The organism is Janthinobacterium sp. FT14W (genome assembly GCF_009208755.1).
GTDB lineage: Bacteria > Pseudomonadota > Gammaproteobacteria > Burkholderiales > Burkholderiaceae_D > Janthinobacterium > Janthinobacterium violaceinigrum.
The window spans coordinates 103,074-121,402 of the sequence record NZ_WFLL01000013.1 but is presented as its reverse complement, the minus strand read 5'-3'; the positions used below and the strand labels follow the sequence as shown (position 1 = coordinate 121,402).

Genomic DNA, 18,329 nt, shown 5'->3' with positions numbered 1-18,329 from the left:
ATGCCTGAGTTGGCTGCATGGGGCTGCCATGGCGGGGAACGAGGCGGTGGTGCAGGTGACGCCGCCGCGATTGTATGCGGGCGAGAAAATCTCCGTCGATTTCCAGAACGTGGGCGTGCGCGCGGCCCTGCACATCCTGGCCGACGCGTCGGGGCAAAACATCGTCGCCAGCGACAGCGTGGCGGGCAACCTGACCCTGCGCCTGCGCGACTTGCCGTGGGACCAGGCGCTCGACGTGCTGTTGCAGGCGAAAGGCCTGGAGATGCGGCGCCATGGCAACGTGCTGTGGATCGCGCCGCGCGAAGAAATGCTGGCGCGCGAAAAACTGGAGCTGGAGCAGCGCGCGCAGATCGCGGAACTCGAACCCTTGCAGTCGGCCATCTTCCAGCTCAATTACCAGAAGGCGGAAGCGTTCCGCACCGTGTTCGGCCTCGATGCGGGGGAAGGGCGCAGCCGCTTGCTGTCGCGCCGTGGCAGCGTGCTGATCGAGCCGCGCACGAACCAGCTGTTCGTGACGGACGTGCCGGTGCGCCTGGAACAGATCCGCCAACTGATCGCCAAGACAGATATTGCAACACGACAAGTCATGATCGAGGCGCGCATCGTCGAGGCGAACGACAGTTTCAGCCGCAACCTGGGCGCGCGCCTGGGTTTTACGGACCAGCGCCTGGCGGCGGGCCAGGTGCCCGGCTTTTCCCTGGGCGGCAGCGGGCGCCGCGCGGCCATCGGCGGCACGTATCAGGGCGTGGGCGAGGCGACGGGGCAAACGGTGGCCGGCGCAGGCGCCTTCGTGCCGAACACGCAATTCGTCAACTTGCCGGCCGCCAGCATCAATGGCTTGCAGCCGGCCAGTTTTGCCCTGAGCCTGTTTTCGGCGGCCGCCAACCGTTTCCTGAACCTGGAACTGTCCGCGCTGGAAGCCGATGGCCGGGGCAAGATCATATCGAGTCCCCGCGTGGTGACGGCCGACAAGGTGCTGGCGCTGATCGAGCAGGGCATCGAGCTGCCGTACCAGGTGGCCACCAGCAGCGGCGCCACGTCGATCACGTTCCGCAAGGCGAACCTGCGCCTGGAAGTGACGCCGCAGATCACGCCGGATGGCAACGTGGTGCTGGACGTGGATGTCAACAAGGATAGCGTGGGCCAGGAAACCCGTTCCGGCTTCGCCATCGACACCAAGCACGTGCGCACGCAAGTGATGGTGGAAGACGGTGGCACGGTCGTGCTGGGCGGCATTTATCAGCAGTCCGAACGGGGTACGGACAGCAAGGTGCCGCTGCTGGGCGACATCCCCGTACTCGGCGTTTTTTTCCGCAGCACGGGCCGCAGTCAAGAAAAAACGGAACTGATGGTGTTTATTACGCCGAAAATAGTGGCAGATCGGCCAGCAACACGTTAATGTCACATCTTTACGTTTAAGTAACAATGCAGACGAAAGCGGACTGATGGCGACTATGCGGAATTTTTCTTTGGGCAATACTTCTTGGAGTAGGGCATTGAATTGGCTGGCTTTGCTGGCGATGAGCACGGTACTGGCCGCGTGTGGCGGCGGTGGCGGCGACCCGACCATCGATGGCGGCAGTAGTGGCGGTACGACGGGGGGCGTGGCCGCGACTATCAGCGTCTCCTTGTATGGCGCTGATGACAAGCCCAGCAATTCACTGAGCAGCACGGCGCCGTTGACGGCCAAGGCGCTGGTGGTTGATAAAAATGGTGCTCCGGTCAGCAATGCGGTCGTCACTTTCACCTCCGACGCGACACTGGTAACGTTGTCATCGACCAACGGCACTGCGCTGACAGACCTCAAGGGCTATGCCAGCATCACCGTTTCGGCCCTGAACGCCAGCGTTGCCGGTGCGGGCAAGCTGACGGCGACTGTCGCGGCGGGCACCGCCACGATAAGCGGCGAAGCGAGCTATGCAATCAAGGCGGCGCAGCCATCGGGCGCGAAGATGACGCTTTCCTTGCTGAACGGCAATAATGCCAGTAATACCTTGTCGAGCGCCACGCCGCTGACAGCCAAGGCACTGGTGACCGACTTAAACGGCAAGCCAATCACCAACGCCTTGGTCGCGTTCTCCACTGACAACACCCTGGCCGTCATGTCGTCATCGGTGGGAACGGCATTGACCGATGCGACAGGCACGGCCAGCGTCACGCTGCGGCCATTCAGCCTGTCCGCCAGCGGCGCAGCCACTTTGCAGGCGACGACGACGGCCAATGGCGCCGTCGCCAGCAGCCAGATTAATTATGTGCTGGGAGCCACCGATCTGATAGCGAGCAACATGCAGTTTTCGCCCGCCAGCATCCCGGCCTATGGCACCACCAACGTCACGGTTGATGTCATGGCTGGCACCAGCCTGTACACGGGATCAGGCCAGACGGTAAATTTCAGTTCGACTTGCGTGCAGGCCGGCAAGGCTAGCGTGACCAGCGGCGTGCCGGTAGTCAATGGCAAGGCCACAGCTGTTTTCCGCGACCTGGGTTGCAATGACTACGATATGGTCAATGCTACAGTGACGGGCAGCGCTTCCATGTATCACGCGACACTGCCGATCGGCCGCGTCGCACCGGCATCGGTACAATTTTCTAGCGTCAGTCCGGTAGGCAAATCGATCGTGATTCAAGGGCAGGGCGGCATAGCGCGCACGGAAATGGCTACGCTGACTTTCCGCGTATTCGATACTTTCAACAAACCGCTGGTCGGCCAGGAAGTGACGTTTTCGTTGTTGAACGGCCCTGGCATGACGCTCAATAAAGTGAAAGACACCACGGATGCCAACGGTGACGTCATCACCACCGTTAATTCCGGCACCACCCCGACCACCTTCCGCGTCAAGGCCAGCCTGGCCTCTGGCATTTCCACCTTGTCCGATTCCATCCTGGTAACGACTGGTTTGCCTGTGCAAACGGCGTTTTCGCTCAGCTCCGTCAAGTCCAGCGTGGAAGGCTGGTCGTATGACAGTCCCGTAGGCACCCCTGCCACGACCGTTACTATCTTGCTGGCAGATCAAGCGGGTAACCCAGTTCCTGACGGCACGCCGGTGGTATTTCAGAGCAATTTGGGCGCCATCGGCTCGTCCAGCATGGGCGGCTGCACTACCATGAATGGCGGCTGCTCGGTCGACTTCCGCAGCCAGAACCCGCGCGTGGCGACCAATCCACCTGTCACGCCCTGCAATGATGTCAGCAATGGTGGCACGGCCGACAGCCTGTGGCCCGGTCTTGCCACCGTCTGCGCCAGCACTTCGGATGGCAGCAAGACGTTGTTCGCGAAGATCGCCATCTTCCTGAGCGGCAGCCGTCCCGAAAATGTCACGCTGTTCGATCAGTCGGCCCCGGTAAGCCTGGATCGCAGCACCTATGATCTTGGGAGCGTTTCAGCCGCTGCAGTGCGTCAATTCAGCTTGAGATTCAGCGATTTGCATCAAAACCCCATGCCCTCCGGGACCACGGTCGCGATCACGAATATGATCAATGGAGTTGGATCCATCACGCCGGAAAGCATACAAAATATCTATCCGCACAACACGCTTGGCGTGGATGACCGTACCGGAGGCAACATTCAAGGTAACCAGGGAGGCCGGCATGCCGTTACAATTAACAGCCTGACGCCGACAAATTGTGTAGCGAATGTGGTCAGCACGTTTAATGTAACAGTGACGACGCCGATGGGTAACGCCACCAGTTACCCGTTTAGACTGACATTCTCCTGTCCTTGACGTAAGGGGAAACGGGCGCCGTAGAGGCGGTGCCCGCTTATTTTCTGATTGATATAAAAAGTGTCCGAAATTTCCAACAGTAATATTTTCCTTGTCGGCCTCATGGGCGCAGGCAAAACCACGATCGGGCGCATCCTGGCCCGCAAGCTGGGCTTGCGCTTTGTCGATTCCGACCACGAAATCGAGGCACGCACGGGAGCGACCATCCCGTGGATCTTTGAAATCGAGGGGGAGGCCAGCTTTCGCCGGCGCGAGGCCGAAGTCATCCGCGACCTGAGCGCCCAGGAAGGCATCGTCATGGCCACGGGCGGTGGCGCCATCCTGAATGCCGACAGCCGCGCCTACCTGAAGGAGCGGGGCACGGTCGTCTACCTGCGCGCCAGCGTCAGCAACATCCTGGCGCGCACCAGCCATGACAAGAACCGCCCCCTGCTGCAGACGGCCGACCCGCGCAAGAAGCTGGAAGAATTGACGTCGCAGCGCGAGCCCCATTACATGGAAGTGGCCGACATTGTGATCGACACGGGCCGTCCTAACGTACAATCGATGGTTCAGACCATCCTGATGCAGCTGGCCAGCCTCGAATGCGAGGCCTCGCCCAACTGCGTCATTCATGCAGAGCCTTCCATGAACGAGCAATCCAAAATGTTGTTGAGCGTAGACCTCGACGAGCGCAGTTATCCGATCGCCATCGGTCCCGGCCTCTTGGCCGACGCCGATGCGCTGCTGCGCCATATCAGCGGCCACAAGGTGGCCATCGTCACCAATACCACCGTCGCGCCCCTGTACCTGGGCCGCCTGCAGGCGGCGCTGGCCAGCGATGGCCGCGAGGTGATCAGCATCGTCCTGCCGGACGGCGAAGAGTATAAAAACTGGGCCAGCCTGATGCAGATCTTCGACGCGCTGCTGGCTAACAAATGCGACCGCAAGACCACCCTGGTGGCGCTGGGCGGCGGCGTGATCGGCGACCTGACCGGCTATGCGGCAGCCAGCTACATGCGCGGCATCGGCTTCGTGCAGGTGCCCACCACCCTGCTGGCGCAGGTCGATTCCTCCGTCGGCGGCAAGACGGGCATCAACCACCCGCTGGGCAAGAACATGATCGGCGCCTTCTACCAGCCGCGCGCCGTGATCGCCGACACCTCGACCCTGGAAACCCTGCCGGCGCGCGAGCTGTCGGCCGGCCTGGCCGAAGTGATCAAGCATGGCGCCATCATCGATGCGGCATTCTTCGACTGGATCGAGGCGAACATGGCCAAGCTGATGGCGCGCGACAAGGGCGCCCTGGCTTACGCGATTGCCCGCTCGTGCGAAATCAAGGCCGACGTGGTGCGCCAGGACGAACGCGAAGGCGGCTTGCGCGCCATCCTGAATTTCGGCCACACCTTCGGCCACGCCATCGAGGCGGGCCTGGGCTACGGCCACTGGCTGCACGGCGAAGCCGTCGGCTGCGGCATGGTGATGGCGGCCGACCTGTCCTGCCGCATGGGCTATATCGACCAGGCGGCCGTGGAGCGCGTGCGCGCGCTGGTCGCCGCCGCCGGCCTGCCGGTCAAGGCGCCGGACCTCGGCGTCGAGCGCTGGCTGGAATTGATGGAAGTGGACAAGAAGAACGAGGGCGGCGCCATCAAGTTCATCCTGTTGCAACCCCTGGGCAGCCCGAACATCACGTCCGCGCCGCACGAACTGGTGCTGGCCACCCTGGCCGCCGGAGTGCAATAACATGCTGCCAGAAGACTTCCTCGCCCCGTATGCGGCCCACTCGGCACAGGGGCAGGGACGTCGCTTTGCCGAGGCGCCGCACGCCTCGCGCAGCCAGTTCCAGCGCGACCGCGACCGCATCATCCATTCCTCGGCTTTCCGCCGCCTCGAATACAAGACCCAGGTGTTCCTCAATCACGAGGGCGATCTGTTCCGTACGCGGTTGACGCACAGCCTGGAAGTGGCGCAGGTGGGCCGCTCCATCGCGCGCAACCTGCGCCTCAATGAAGACCTGGTCGAAGCCATCGCATTGGCGCATGACCTGGGCCACACGCCGTTCGGCCACGTGGGCCAGGACGTGCTCAACGAATGCATGCGCGAGCACGGCGGCTTCGAGCACAACCTGCAAAGCCTGCGCGTGGTCGATACCCTGGAAGAGCATTACGGCGCCTTCGACGGTTTGAACCTGATGTTCGAGACGCGCGAAGGCATCCTGAAACACTGCTCCCTGGCGCACGCGCGCGAACTGGGTCCCGTGGCCCAGCGCTTCATCGACCGCACGCAACCGACCCTGGAAGCGCAGCTGACCAACCTGGCCGACGAAATCGCCTACAACAGCCACGATATCGACGACGGCCTGCGCTCCGGCCTGATCACCATCGCCCAGCTGGAAGAGGTGGAATTCTTCGGCCGCCTGTGGCGCGACGTGCAGCAGGCGTTTCCCGGCCTGTCGGGCCGGCGCGCCATCTACGAGACCCTGCGCCGCCTGATCACGGCGCTGGCCGACGACCTGATCGTCACCTCGACTACCCTGATTGCCGACGCCGCGCCGCGCGACGTCAGCGAAGTGCGCGCCAGTCCTCCCCTGATCCGTTTTTCGGACGCCATGCGCAAGGATGCGACGGAGCTCAAGCGCTTTTTGCGCGCAAACCTGTACCGCCACTACCAGGTCAACCGCATGCGCGTGAAGGCCAGCCGCATCGTGCGCGAACTGTATGACAGCTTCATGGCCGAACCGGCCCTGCTGCCGCCCGACTATCAGCTTGTTGGCCATGACAGGGATGGCACCGTCACGCGGCAGGCGCGCAAGATCGCCGACTACATCGCCGGCATGACGGACCGCTACGCGATCCGCGAGCACCGCCGCCTGTATTCGCTCGACGAGCTGTAACCGTTATTTTGGGGCCGGCCGCTTCGCGGTCGGAACGCGCTCCCCCGCCGGGAACCGGCACCCCCGCGTGACCCCGGCATGTCTCGCTACTCCGCATTTTTTATCCTGTCAATCGGCATGATCATCTAGGGCCCCACCCGATCACCCCAATACCCCGGCAGCATCTTCTTTTCTATCATGGCAGCAAGTCAACAAGGGCTTGCCGCCCATCGTCAAGGAGAGTGCCATGATTGAATCGCGCCGCAGTTTCTTGCGCGCCTTGCCAGCCGTTACCATCGGGGCGGCCATCGCGCCGCTGCCCGGCAAGGCCGCCATGGTGGCCACCAAGGGCGACGGCGGCCAGCGCTGGGCGATGGTGGTCGATGTGCAGAAATGCATCGGCTGCCAGGCTTGCACGGTCTCCTGCATCATGGAAAACGCCGTCCCGGAAAACAGCTTCCGCACCGTCGTCTCGACCTATGAAGTGAAGGAAGAGAATCGCTGCGGCACCTACATGCTGCCGCGCCTGTGCAACCACTGCGCCAATCCCCCCTGCATTCCCGTCTGTCCCGTGGGCGCCACCTTCCAGCGCAAGGATGGCGTCGTCGTCGTCGACGGCGACCGCTGCGTGGGCTGCGCCTACTGCGTGCAAGCCTGCCCGTACGACGCGCGCTTCATCAACCACGAAACGGGCAAGGCCGACAAATGCACGTTTTGCGCGTACAGGGTCGACGAAGGCCTGCTGCCCGCCTGCGTGGAAACCTGCGTGGGCGGCGCGCGCATCTTCGGCGACCTGAATGACCCGGAAAGCCTGGTGCACCAGCTGCTGACCGAGAACAAGGTGAAGGTGCTGAAACCCGAGCAGGGCACGCAGCCCCACGTGTTCTACCTGGGACTCGATACGCGCTTCGCCGGCCACGTCGAGGGCGAAGCGACACTTTGGCAACCGAGCAAACACGGGAAATAAACCATGGACAGCCACATCACCGAAATTCTCAACGTCACGCGCGAAGCGGCATGGCTGCCGTGGGCGGTGCAGTATTTTTTCCTCATCGGCCTCAGTTACGGCAGCTTCATGCTGACCTTGCCGTACTTCGTCTTCGGCCGCAAGGCGTATGAGCGCCTGGGGCGCATCGCGCTGCTGGCGGCCCTCGTGTGCGGCATGACGGCGCCCGTGGCGCTGCTGGCCGACCTGCACGGGCCGGGCCGCTTCTATCACTTCTACATTTACTTCCAGCCGCAGTCGTGGATGTCGTGGGGCTCGTTCTTCATTCCCCTGTACCTGGGCTGTTTGATGCTGTACGCGTGGCTGGCGCTGCGCGTGGACTTCGCCACGCGGGGGCAGGGCAAGGACCGCCTGGCCTTCGCCTACCGCTTGCTGGGGCGCGGCGGCGCCGCTTCCCTGCGGGCCATCCGCGTCGCCGCCGCCGTCACCCTGCTGGCCGCCTTCGTCGTGGGCCTGTACACGGGCATGGAAGTGATGGTGGTGCGCGCCCGTCCCCTGTGGTACACGCCTTTCCTGCCGGCGCAATTTGCCGCCACGGCCTTCGTGGGGGCCGTTGGCCTGGCGCTGCTGTTCAACCGCTGCCTGCCGGGCCGCGACCAGGCGCTGGAAGTATCCCTGAACCGCGCGCTGGCCCTGTCGCTGGCGCTGGTGCTGGCCTTGGGCGGCGGCTGGCTGTTCGTGAGTCTCTCCGGCGTGAGCGCCAGCCACAGCATGGCGTTTACCCAGGTGGCCGGCATGCCGCAATGGCAGTTCACGGCTGCCTGGGCCGTGCTGTCGTCCATCGTGCCGATGGTGCTGGCCATCTGGCGTCCGGCCACGAGTGGCCTCGTCAACGGCCTGATCGCGCTGCACAGCGCCTGGATGATGCGCTGGACGATTTTCATCGGCGGCCAGACGATCCCGAAGACGGGCGCGGGCCTGTACGACTACCACCTGCCGATGGGGAACGATGGCTTGATGGGGATCATCGGCACGGCCGGCCTGTGGATCGCGCTGCTGTTGCTGATGCTGGAATTTTTGCCATGGGCGGGACGCGTCGTCGCTACGCGCAGCCGTCCCGCCATGGCCACGCACTGAGGAGTTAACGATGAACGATCCGATGAACAATCAAGTACACCACAACACAGACAACGGCGCCCCTGAAGACGAGCACGAAAAGCGCCGCAAGCTGCTGCGCTACGGCGCCATCGGCGGCGGCCTGGCCGCGTTTGCCGCCAGCTTTTCCACCACGGCCGGCCGCATGGTCGATCACGCGCTGGGCAAGGACAAGCCCGTGCAGAAACTGCATGGCAATTCACTGCCGCCCGAGTTTTCCGTCGATACGGTCACGGGCAAACTGACGGTCAATCCGGACCAGCAAGTGAGCTATACCATGTGCATGGGCTGCACCACGTTTTGCGGCGTGCGCGTGCGCCTCGATAAAAAAAGCGGCAAGGTGCTGCGCGTGGCCGGCAACCCGTACAGCCCCATGTCGGCCGACCCGGCGCTGCCCTATCAAACCTCGATCCGCGACAGCTTTGTCTCGCTGTCGCGCTTCCAGGAAAAGGGGCTGAAAGGCCGTTCCACGGCCTGCGGCCGCGGCAACGGCGTGCTGGAGCAGATGGAGTCGCCGTTCCGCGTGCTGGCACCCATGAAGCGCGTGGGACCGCGTGGCGGCGGCCAGTGGGAACCGATCGCCTTCGATCAGCTGGTGAAGGAAGTGACGGAAGGGGGCGACCTGTTTGGCGAGGGCCATGTGCAGGGTTTGCGCGCGCTGCGCGAGCTGGAAAAACCCATCGATCCGGCGCAGCCGGAACTGGGCCCGCAAGTGAACCAGGTGGGCCTGATGTGCAGTACCGACGATGGCCGCCTGGCGTTCGGCACGCGCTTTTTCAAGCAGTCGTACGGCAGCCTGAACCTGGTCAACCACGGATCGTATTGCGGCGGCGCCTACCGCAGCGGGTCCGGCGCCATGTTCGGCGACATGAAGAAAATGCCGCACGCAAAAGTGGACCTGGAAAACACGGAGTTCTGCATCTTCGTGGGCACGGCGCCGGGCAATGCGGGCAATCCGTTCAAGCGGCAAGGCACCCTGATCGCGAAAGCCCGTTCGGGCAAGCGCGATTTCAGCTACGTCGTGGTCGACCCCGTGCTGACGAATGCGGACAGCCTGGCGGCGGGCGACCGCAGCCGCTGGGTGCCCATCAAGCCGGGCACGGATGGCGCGCTGGCCATGGCGATGATACGCTGGATCATCGAGCACGAACGCTATGACCGCCACTTCCTCGCGCAGCCCAACCTGAAGGTGGCGGAAGCGGCGGGCGAGGCCGCCTGGTGCAACGCCACGCACCTGATCATCAGCGAGAAGGGCCACCCGCGCGACGGCCGCTACCTGCGCGGCTCCGACATCGGCGCGGTGGAACTGGGGGAAGAAGAACGCTACAAGGATGGCGACCCGTTCTGCGTGATCGACACCGCCACGCAAGCCATCGTGCCGCACAGCGCCGCCAAGGGCGAGGCACGGCTGTTCTTCGACGGCCCGCTGGACGTGGCGGGCGCGCCGCTGCACCTGAAGACGGCCATGACGATGCTCAACGAGGAAGCGCAGCGCCACAGCATGGAGGACTATGCGGCGGCCTGCGGCATTTCACGCGACATCATCGAAGGGCTGGCGCAGGAACTGACCAGCCATGGCAAGCGCGCGGCCGTCAATGCGCACGGCGGCATGATGTCGGGCGCCGGTTTCTATAACGCGTATGCGCTGGTCATGCTCAATACCCTGATCGGCAATCTGAACCGCAAGGGCGGCACCCTCGTCAATGGCGGCAGCTTCAAGGATGCGGGCCCGGGCCCGCGCTACAACCTGGAGAGTTTCGACGGCGAGATCAAGGCGGCCGGCATGCCGATCGGGCGCAATGTGCCGTATGAAAAAACCTCGGAATTCAAGCTGAAGAAAGAAGCGGGCAAGGCGTATCCGGCGAAGGCGCCGTGGTATCCGAACGCGCCCGCGCTGGCCACCGAGTGGCTGACCAGCGCCATGAACGGCTACCCGTACACCCTGAAGGCGCTGATACTGTGGAGCTGCAATCCCGTGTACGGCATCACGGGCTTGCGCGCGCAGATCGGCAAGGAACTGGCCGATCCGAAGAAGATTCCCCTGATCGTCGCCATCGATCCCTTCATCAACGAAAGCTCCGCGTTTGCCGACTACCTGTTGCCTGATACCCTGCTGTATGAAAGCTGGGGCTGGGCCGGCGCCTGGGGCGGCATGCCCGTCAAAATGAGCACGGCGCGCTGGCCCGTGGTCGAGCCGCGCGTGCAAAAGACGCCGGACGGCCAGACCATCTGCATGGAATCGTTCTTCATCGCGCTGGCGAAAACGATGGACTTGCCCGGCTTCGGCCCCGCAGCCTTGCAGGACATGGATGGCCAGCGCTTCCCCCTGCAGCGCGCGGAAGACTGGTATCTGCGGGGCGGCGCCAACATCGCCTGGCAGGGAAAAACCTCCGTGCCGGAAGCCAGCGACGATGACATTGCGCTCTCTGGCGTGGCGCGCATCCGCCCCGAACTGGAACGCACGCTGAAGCCCGAGGAGTGGCGCAAGGTGGCTTTCATGCTGGCGCGGGGAGGGCGCTACCAGAGCTATGGCGAGATGTTCGGCCTGCGCCTGCCGCCGCCAGCGAACCCCAAGGCGCCGGCGGCGCCGGCTCCGGCGCCGGCGCCGGCCGTCGACGAGACGCCGTATCCGCAGGACTGGTCCACGCACCGTTACCTGAAGCCCATGATGCTGTACAACGAGGGCCTGGGCGTGAGCAAGAACAGCTTGAGCGGCAAGCGTTTTCCCGGCACGCCCGCCTGGCGGGTGGCGGCGTTTGCCGACGGCACGCCCGTGCGCAAGGCGTATCCGGCCAGCGAATGGCCGTTCGAGTTGATCAGTTTTAAATCGGCGCTGCAGAACTCCTACAGCATCGGCGCGCGGCGCTTGCGCGGCATCCACCCGGACAACCCGGTCGCCGTGCATCCGGAGGATGCGGCCCGCCTGAAGCTGGAAAACGGCGACGCGATTTATCTGGAAACGCCGGGCGGCAGGGCCAGGGCCACGGTGATGCTGCGCCATGGCGTGCAGCGGGGCGTGATCGCCGTCGAACACGGCTTCGGCCACAAGGAGCATGGCGCGCGCGCGCACCGCATCGGCAAGTCGCGCCAGCCCGACGAGCCGGCCATCGGCGCCGGCATCAACCTGAACGACCTGGGATTGACGGACCCCAGCCGCGGCGACAAGAACGTGTTTGTCGATCCCGTGTCGGGCACGTCGGTGCGGCAGGGACTGCCGGCGCGCATCGTGCGGGCTTAAATTTGTCCACCTGCCATCAGCAGCCGGGCCACCTCGGCTGCTGAATGCAGGCCCAGTTTTTCCATCGTGTTATGGCGGTGCACCTGCACCGTCTTGTCGCTGATGCCCAGCTCGCGGGCGATGACTTTCGAGGCCTTGCCTTCGGCCATCAGCAGCGCCACTTCGCGCTCGCGCGCGGTGAGCCTGGCCAGCGCCGATTGCGCCGTATTCGCGCTGGCGGCGTGGCGGCTCTCTTCCACGCTGCGGGCCACGGCCCGCGTGACGGCGTCGAGCAGCACCTGGTCCTTGCACGGCTTTTCCAAAAAATCGCAGGCGCCTGCCTTCATCGTCTGCACGGCCATGGCCAGGTCGCCGTGGCCGCTGAGGAAAATCACGGGAAGCGTAATCGCATGGCGCGACAGCTCCTGTTGCAGTTCCAGTCCACTCATCAAGGGCATGCGCACGTCGAGCAGCAGGCAGCCCGGCGCATGGCCAGCGTAGCGCTGCAGGAATTCGCGCGCCGACTCGAACGCTTGCACCTGCCAGCCGGCCGAATCGAACAGATAGGCCAGCGAGCGGCGCATGGCGGCGTCGTCGTCGACGACAAAGATGATCGCATCGCTTTCGTTCATGGTGTTTCCTCGTGTCTTTCCTGGTCTGCTTCCACAGCGCTATCTTCGGGCAGGCGGAACCAGACCGTCAAGCCCGGCGCGTCGGCGTTGGCGTGCGCCGACAGGCTGCCGCCGAACGATTCGATGATGCTTTTGCTGAGCGACATGCCCAGGCCCAGGCCTTCGGCCTTGGTGGTGAAAAACGGTTCGAACAGGCGCGCCATCTGCGCCGCTTCCAGGCCGCATCCCGCATCGCGCACGGCCACCGTGCAGGCGCCGTTTTCACGGTGCAGCAGCACGCCGATGGCGTGATCCGGATTGCCGTTTTCCAGCTGCGCATCGAACGCATTCTTGAGTAGATTGAGCAGCACTTGCTGCACTTGCTGCGGGTCGGCCAGCACGCGCGCGTCAGGGCTGGCGGCGCCGTGGCGCCAGCTGATCTGGGCTTGCGGATGGGCTGCGCGGAACAGGGCCACGGCTTGCTCGACGGCGTCGGCCAGGGCGAAGGGCGTGCTGTGCGCGGGACGCTTTTGCGCCATCGCGCGGATGTGGCGGATGATGGCGCCCGCGCGTTCGCTTTGCGTGGCGATTTCCTGCGCGCCGTCGAGCAGGGGCGCCGCGTCCAGCCGGCCTGCCGCGATGCGGCGCGCCATGCCGCGCGCGAAATTGCCGATGGCCGCCAGCGGCTGGTTCAATTCGTGCGCGATGGCGCTGGCCATCTCGCCCAGGATGGCCAGGCGCGCCGTGTGGTCGAGCGTGGCCTGGCGCTGGCGCGCCTGCTCTTCCAGCGCGCGCTGCTGGTGCTGGGCCGCGCGCAGCTGTTCCGTGCGGCGGCTGACCAGGTATTCCACGCGCACCGTGTGCACGGCCCAGGCCACCAGCAGGGCCAGCACCAGCAGCATCCAGCCCCAGTAGCGGCGCAGCGCCGTCTCGAACGTCAGCTTGTCCAGATACGCGTAGGGGCCGATGCGCAATTCGCGGAACAATTCATCGACGATCTGGTAATCGCTGGGCACCGTCCAGCTGTAGCCTTCGTCGGTGCGCGGCATGGCCAGCAGGGCCAGCGCCACTTTTTTCGCCAGCGCGGGCGGCGTCTGGCGCAGGGCCACGAAGGGCCAGTCCGGATACAGGCGCGACGAGCTGGCGCAGCGAAAGCCGGGAATCGGCCGCGTGGTGATCACGCGCAGTTCATCGGCGCGCACTTCGCCGCGCGCCACCATCTGCTCGAGCAAGCAGGTGCGCACGATGCCCGCATCCATGCGCCCGGAACGCACGGCGTCGACGATCTGCTGCGACGGGAAACCGCTGTAGCGCAGGCTGGCAAAATCGTGCGCGGGATCGATGCCCGCTTCGCGCAGTTCGCGCGCGGCGATCTGGTAGCCGCCGAACGCATCGGGCGCCACGGCCATCACGTTCTTGCCCGCCAGGTCGGCCAGGTCGTGCAGCGGCGCCGCGCTGCGCACGACGATGGCCGAACCGATGGCCTGGCGCGGCGACTCCGTCCATGGCGATTCGAGCGTGGCGATGCGGCTGGCGCCATCGCTGTGCTCGAGCGCCACGTAATGGCCGCTGCTGGTGATGGCGAAGGCGATCGCTTGCGACTGCACGGCGCGCGTCAGGCCCGCCTGGTCGTAGTCGGCCAGGATGAAACGGATGCCGGGAATGCTCGCTTGCAGGTGGCGCGTCACATACGACCAGTCCTGCTGCACGGCGTCGCCGCCCTTGTAGGCCAGCACGCCAATTTTCACCTCGGGCAGGTCGTCCGCCGCGTGGGCGCCGTGCAGGCACAGCGCCGCCAGCGCGAGCACTACAAAACGCCGCACTAGAACATGCTGCGCTGCGCCGCGCGCGCATCGCCGAACAGGTCCAGCAGCAGTTTCTTGACGGGTGCGGGCAGCGGCGCGTCCGCGATTTTCGCGCCGTCGTACCAGACGTGCGTGGCTTCCCCGGCCAGCGCCAGGCGCCGCGCCAGGGTGATGCGGCAGGGGACGATGTGCAGCTTGTAGTGCGTGAAGACGTGCACGATGGGCAGCAGCCGTTCCTGCGTTTCGATCTCGCCGAAGGGCGCCATGGCGCGCGCCAGCGCATGCTGGTCGATGTCGCGCGGACAGTCCTCGCCGGCCAGCACGTGGCCGTCGAGTTCGGGCAGCGACAGCAGGCCGCCCCAGATGCCGGAACCGGGGCGCTGCTCCAGCAGCACCTGGCCGTCGTCGATGATGGCCAGCATGACGGCGTGCTTTTCCGGGCTGGTTTTCTTCGGCTTGCGTACCGGCAGATCCTTGGTGCGCCCGGTGGCGTAGGCCACGCAGCGCGGCTGCAGCGGGCAGCGGCCGCAATCGGGGCTGCTGCGCGTGCACAGGGTGGCGCCGAAGTCCATCAGGCCCTGCGTGTAGGCTTCAATGCCGGTCTCCGGCAGCAGCGCTTCGGCGCGGCGCCACATGGCTTCCTCGACCCGTTTTTCGCCGGGATAGGCATCGATGCCGAAGGTGCGCGCGAACACGCGCTTGACGTTGCCGTCCATGATGGCTGCGCGCGTGCCGCTGGAAAACGCGGAGATGGCGGCGGCCGTCGAGCGGCCGATGCCGGGCAGGTCGGCCAGCAAGGCCGGGTCGCGGGGGAAGACGCCGTCGTATTCGGCCACCACGCGCTGCGCACACTTGTGCAGGTTGCGCGCCCGCGTGTAGTAGCCAAGGCCGCTCCACTGCGCCATCACGTCTTCCACGGGCGCGCTGGCCAGGTCGCGCAGGGTGGGGAAGCGTTCGAGGAAGCGCGCGTAGTAGCCGAGTACGGCCGTCACCTGCGTTTGCTGCAGCATGATTTCGGACAGCCAGATCAGGTAGGCGTCGCGCGTGTTTTGCCATGGCAGCGCGTGGCGGCCGTGCTGCTTTTGCCAGGCGATGACGGTGGCGGAAAAAGTCGGGTCGATATAGTCTTCAAGAAGTGCCGCGCCCGGGGCGGGCGAGAGCGGATGCAGCAGACGTTTCATGCGGGGTTCCAGTATCGTGTGGCGTGGTGTTGCGTATGTCAGGTCGCGCTGGCCGCGCGCAAGGCGGCCAGCAATTGCGCCAGCTGCGCCTTGTCGCGTTCGAGCGCCGCCAGGCTGGCTTCGAAGCCGGCGATTTTCTGCTCCAGGCTGCCCGTGGCGTCATGGATGCGCTGGATCGAGGCAAAGCGCAGCTTCAGCTGTTCCTTGTACTCGACGATTTGCGCTTCGAGCGGCGCCATGATGACTTTCAGCCAGGCGCTGGCGTCGTCGTTGGCGTTGGTGAAACTGCGGCGCACGCGCGAGGCGATGGTGTCGAAGAATTTTTCCATCAGCACGACGCGGCTGGTGGTGAGCAGGGTGGCTGTGCCGAACTGCTTGTGATACACGGCTTCGATGTCGGCGATCTCCTGGCGGTAGCGGGCCAGCGAAAACGGCATCGGCAAGGCCAGCGCCAGGCCATGTTCGGTGGCGAATTTGCGGTACATCACGTTCATCATTTCCGTGATCTCGGCCGTCTTGCCTTCCGAGCGGTCCAGGTTCCGGGTGATGCGTTCGAAATACTGGCGCACGGCTTCGCGCAGGCCCGTGAAAAAGCGGCTGCGCTGCATGGCGGCGCGCACGCCATCGATATCGTTGCGCACGATATCCATGCCCAGGCTCGTATACAGTTCCGTCGACAGGCGCGTAAATACGGCGCGCGTGGCTTGCAGCTTGAACAGGCTGCTGTCGAATTCCTTCTTCTCGATATCGACGCGGCGCATCATGTGCGCGATCACGCTCTGGTTCTTGCCGCGCAGGCTGTGCAGCTCGTGCAGCTGCTCGGCGATGCCGCGCGCGCGGGCCGCCGCCTGCACCTGCTGCGCCGCTTCGATGGCGTCCAGGTCGAATGCCAGCTGGTGACGGATGATGTCCTTGCGCGCGGGGATCAGCTCCTCGAACAGGGCCGTCTCCAGCGCCTGCAGGCGGCTCCTGTCCAGCAGCGCCGCGTCGTGGTTGATCTTGCCCACCAGTGCCTTTTGCGCGGAGACGGGAAATACCTGGCCCGCGTCCAGGGTCAAGAGATGCGCCACGCTGGCCTGCTGGCGTTCGATCGCCTGCGCCACTTCCGCATCGCCGCGCAGTTCGTCCCACATGCTGTCGATCTTGTTGAGCACCACCAGGCGCCCCGCGCCGGCGCCGATATGGTTGCGCCATACCTCGATGTCGCTGCGCGTGACGCCCGTGTCGGCGGCCAGGATGAATAGCACCGCGTGCGCGTTCGGGATCAGGTTCAGGGTCAGTTCCGGTTCCGTGCCGATGGCGTTCAGGCCGGGCGTATCGAGAATGACGAGGCCCTGTTTCAGCAGCGGATGGGGGAAGTTGATGATGGCGTGGCGCCACATGGAGATCTCCACCCGGTCGTCCTCGTCGAGCATGGCGGGGGCATCGGCGTCCTCGGCGTAGTACAGGCCGTAGCGCGCCGCTTCTTCCTGGCTGACTTTTTTCGTCAGGCTGACCTGGCGCAGCGCTTCCTGCATGTCGCCGCCCGCATCGATGTTCAGGGGCAGGACGGTCCAGGCGGCGGGCAGGTCGCGGTAGTCGCTGGTCGACAGGTTCTGCGCGCGCGTCTCGATGGGCAGCAGGCGGATGGACGGCTGCCAGGCCGCGTCGTACAGCAGCTCGGTGGGACACATGGTGGTGCGGCCCGCGCCCGAGGGCAGGATGCGCTGGCCGTAGTCGGCAAAGAAGATGGCGTTGATCAGCTCTGATTTGCCGCGCGAGAATTCCGCCACGAAGGCGACCGATAGACGGTCGTCGGCCAGGCGGGACCCGCAGCGCGCCAGGCGCAGCGCGGAAGCGCCGTCGACCAGGCCCGCCGCGCCGGCGGCTTGCCGGTATGCCTGCAGGGCCGCCAGCACATCCTGGCGCCACGCGCTGTATTGTTCCAAGTCTCTGACCATCTGGCCCCCTTTGTTCTGACTGACTGTTGACCGCTACTTCTGGCAATGCACGCAGTAAAACGTGGAACGCTGGCCCTGCACGATTTGCCGGATCGGCGCGCCGCACACGCGGCAGGGCTTGCCCGCGCGGTTGTACGTGAAATACGTCTGCTGGAAGTAGCCGGACTGGCCGTTCACGCCGATGAAGTCGCGCAGGGTGCTGCCGCCCTGCACGATGGCTTCGGCCAGCACGTCGCGGATCGCCTGCGCCAGTTTCTCATAGCGGGCCAGGCCGATGCGCCGGGCCGGCGTCTTCGGATTGATCCCCGCGCGGAACAGGCTTTCGGAACAATAGATATTGCCCACGCCGACGACGATGTCGCCCGCCATCAGCACCTGCTTGATATTCGTGTTCTTGTTGCGCGTTTTTTCGAACAGCAGCTGGCCCGTGAAGCCGCCTTCCAGCGGTTCCGTGCCCAGACCGCGCAGCAGCGCGTGGCCGTCCAGCGGACCGTCGGCCTCGTCGTGCCACAGCACGGCGCCGAAGCGGCGCGGGTCCGTCATGCGCAGCACCTGGCTGCTGCCGTCCGCGTCTTCCACGACGAGGTCGAAATGGTCGTGCTTTTGCGCCTCCGTCCCCGTCGGCAGCACGCGCAAATGGCCGGACATGCCCAGGTGGATGATCAGGGTGCCGTGGCGGAAGTGGATCAGCAGGTATTTGCCGCGCCGCCCCGTCAGGCCGATGGTTTGTCCCGACAGCTGTTCGCCCAGGGCAGGGGGGAAGGGCCAGCGCAGGCCGTCGCGCCGCAGCACGACGGCGCGCACGGCGCGCCCTTCGATGTGGGGCGCGACACCGCGCCGTGTGACTTCGACTTCTGGCAATTCTGGCATAGGGCTCGAATGGTTGAAAACCGGGTAAAAA

11 protein-coding genes and 1 pseudogene are annotated in these 18,329 nt (G+C 65.0%); 7 read left to right on the top strand and 5 right to left on the bottom strand.

Features of this window, described 5'->3' with window-relative positions; genetic code table 11:
• Positions 1–73: 73 nt before the first annotated feature.
• The 7 genes and pseudogenes from GCN74_RS11670 to GCN74_RS11640 form a co-directional block, all read left to right on the top strand.
• Positions 74–1,399: pseudogene (locus tag GCN74_RS11670) on the top strand (type IV pilus secretin PilQ); the annotation flags it as partial.
• 97 nt (positions 1,400–1,496) lie between these two features.
• Positions 1,497–3,722, top strand: a complete 2,226-nt coding sequence (locus GCN74_RS11665; RefSeq protein WP_193317048.1) for an Ig-like domain-containing protein — start codon at positions 1,497–1,499, stop codon at positions 3,720–3,722.
• A 102-nt stretch (positions 3,723–3,824) separates the two neighbouring features.
• On the top strand, positions 3,825–5,444 hold the full coding sequence (gene aroKB, locus GCN74_RS11660) for a bifunctional shikimate kinase/3-dehydroquinate synthase AroKB (RefSeq protein WP_152256837.1): 1,620 nt from the start codon (positions 3,825–3,827) through the stop codon (positions 5,442–5,444).
• A 1-nt stretch (position 5,445) separates the two neighbouring features.
• Positions 5,446–6,594, top strand: coding sequence for a deoxyguanosinetriphosphate triphosphohydrolase (locus GCN74_RS11655; RefSeq protein ID WP_152256836.1), 1,149 nt, complete (start codon positions 5,446–5,448; stop codon positions 6,592–6,594).
• A gap of 226 nt (positions 6,595–6,820) precedes the next feature.
• A complete protein-coding gene (gene dsrO / locus GCN74_RS11650; RefSeq protein ID WP_152256835.1) occupies positions 6,821–7,540 on the top strand; it encodes a sulfate reduction electron transfer complex DsrMKJOP subunit DsrO in 720 nt (239 codons plus the stop codon).
• Between the two features lie 3 nt (positions 7,541–7,543).
• A complete protein-coding gene (gene nrfD / locus GCN74_RS11645; RefSeq protein ID WP_152256834.1) occupies positions 7,544–8,656 on the top strand; it encodes an NrfD/PsrC family molybdoenzyme membrane anchor subunit in 1,113 nt (370 codons plus the stop codon).
• A gap of 10 nt (positions 8,657–8,666) precedes the next feature.
• Positions 8,667–11,912 (top strand): molybdopterin dinucleotide binding domain-containing protein, encoded by a 3,246-nt coding sequence (locus GCN74_RS11640; RefSeq protein ID WP_226938997.1) that lies wholly within the window; start codon positions 8,667–8,669, stop codon positions 11,910–11,912.
• On the opposite strand, the gene GCN74_RS11635 is transcribed toward GCN74_RS11640, so the two are convergent.
• From GCN74_RS11635 to mutM, 5 genes are read right to left on the bottom strand one after another with little or no spacing between them, the layout of a single operon-like run.
• Positions 11,909–12,523 carry a response regulator transcription factor gene (locus GCN74_RS11635; RefSeq protein ID WP_152256833.1) on the bottom strand — a complete coding sequence of 205 codons (615 nt, stop codon included), beginning with the start codon at positions 12,521–12,523 and terminating at the stop codon, positions 11,909–11,911. The genes GCN74_RS11640 and GCN74_RS11635 overlap by 4 nt on opposite strands.
• Positions 12,520–14,325, bottom strand: coding sequence for a sensor histidine kinase (locus tag GCN74_RS11630; RefSeq protein WP_193317047.1), 1,806 nt, complete (start codon positions 14,323–14,325; stop codon positions 12,520–12,522). The genes GCN74_RS11635 and GCN74_RS11630 overlap by 4 nt, the downstream gene beginning before the upstream one ends.
• Positions 14,325–15,488 (bottom strand): A/G-specific adenine glycosylase, encoded by a 1,164-nt coding sequence (gene mutY, locus GCN74_RS11625; protein ID WP_152256831.1) that lies wholly within the window; start codon positions 15,486–15,488, stop codon positions 14,325–14,327. The genes GCN74_RS11630 and mutY overlap by 1 nt, the downstream gene beginning before the upstream one ends.
• Positions 15,489–15,526: 38 nt before the next feature.
• On the bottom strand, positions 15,527–17,428 hold the full coding sequence (locus GCN74_RS11620) for a dynamin family protein (RefSeq protein WP_152256830.1): 1,902 nt from the start codon (positions 17,426–17,428) through the stop codon (positions 15,527–15,529).
• A gap of 33 nt (positions 17,429–17,461) precedes the next feature.
• Positions 17,462–18,298: a bifunctional DNA-formamidopyrimidine glycosylase/DNA-(apurinic or apyrimidinic site) lyase gene (gene mutM / locus GCN74_RS11615; protein WP_152256829.1), complete on the bottom strand. Its 837-nt coding sequence runs from the start codon at positions 18,296–18,298 to the stop codon at positions 17,462–17,464.
• Positions 18,299–18,329: the final 31 nt, after the last annotated feature.

Bases quoted from the DNA above. Each gene is read 5' to 3' on its own strand.
- aroKB (WP_152256837.1), top strand. From the start codon at position 3,825: ATGGGCGCAGGCAAAACCACGATCGGGCGCATCCTGGCCCGCAAGCTG.
- GCN74_RS11655 (WP_152256836.1), top strand. From the start codon at position 5,446: ATGCTGCCAGAAGACTTCCTCGCCCCGTATGCGGCCCACTCGGCACAG.
- dsrO (WP_152256835.1), top strand. From the start codon at position 6,821: ATGATTGAATCGCGCCGCAGTTTCTTGCGCGCCTTGCCAGCCGTTACC.
- nrfD (WP_152256834.1), top strand. From the start codon at position 7,544: ATGGACAGCCACATCACCGAAATTCTCAACGTCACGCGCGAAGCGGCA.
- GCN74_RS11640 (WP_226938997.1), top strand. From the start codon at position 8,667: ATGAACGATCCGATGAACAATCAAGTACACCACAACACAGACAACGGC.
- GCN74_RS11635 (WP_152256833.1), bottom strand. From the start codon at position 12,523: ATGAACGAAAGCGATGCGATCATCTTTGTCGTCGACGACGACGCCGCC.
- mutY (WP_152256831.1), bottom strand. From the start codon at position 15,488: ATGAAACGTCTGCTGCATCCGCTCTCGCCCGCCCCGGGCGCGGCACTT.
- GCN74_RS11620 (WP_152256830.1), bottom strand. From the start codon at position 17,428: ATGGTCAGAGACTTGGAACAATACAGCGCGTGGCGCCAGGATGTGCTG.
- mutM (WP_152256829.1), bottom strand. From the start codon at position 18,298: ATGCCAGAATTGCCAGAAGTCGAAGTCACACGGCGCGGTGTCGCGCCC.